Consider the following 670-nt stretch of genomic DNA (forward strand, 5'->3'; position numbering starts at 1 on the left):
GGCGATGAGGGTGGCGACGAGGATGATCAGCGTGATGACGGCGATGATGATCGCGATGATGAGCCCGTCGGAGCGCTGGTAGCCGCGCTCGACGGTGGTTGCTGCGGTGGCGTCGCGGCTCCTCAGGGCGTCGAGGAGTTGTCCTTCCTGGGCTTGGGTGATGGGGCCGTCGCCGCGGACCATCACTCTGCTGTCCGGGACCGGGTTCAGGCCGAGGCGTCGGGCGGTCTCCTCGGTGATCAGGGCCCCGTATCCGCCGGAGAAGCCGATCACGGGTCGCATCCATTGTGGGTGGTCCAGCGTGATGACGGGGAGGGTGATGATGTCGGAGGCGTCTGCTCCGGCGTTCACCTCTGGGGCGCTCCGCGTGATCTTGCTGGTGTACCGGTAGAACCGTGCCCGGCCGTCCGGTGAGTTGAGTCCCGACGGGTGGTGGACGACGATCCGAGCTAGTGTCGCGCGTCTGAGTTTCGTTGACGGGTGGCGTGGGGCAGGATCGCGTCGGCGGTCTTGGTCCAGCTGAACGGGTGGCAGCGGTCGTTCCAGCCGTCGATGAAGGCACGGATCGCGGTGACGAGTTCCTTGACGCTGTCGAAGGATCCGCGCCGGATGGCCTGTCTGGTGATGATCCCGAAGAACACCTCGACGAGGTTGAGCCAGGACCCGGAGG

1 protein-coding gene and 1 pseudogene are annotated in these 670 nt (G+C 66.3%); both read right to left on the bottom strand.

Annotated features, from left to right (window positions below; translation table 11 throughout):
• A partial coding sequence (locus N864_RS22860) for a hypothetical protein (RefSeq protein WP_034723019.1) occupies positions 1-351 on the bottom strand: 351 nt, incomplete at its 3' end.
• Between the two features lie 98 nt (positions 352-449).
• Positions 450-670: pseudogene (locus N864_RS22865) on the bottom strand (IS630 family transposase); the annotation flags it as partial.

It is taken from the genome of Intrasporangium chromatireducens Q5-1 (assembly GCF_000576575.1).
In the GTDB taxonomy this organism is placed as follows: domain Bacteria; phylum Actinomycetota; class Actinomycetes; order Actinomycetales; family Dermatophilaceae; genus Intrasporangium_A; species Intrasporangium_A chromatireducens.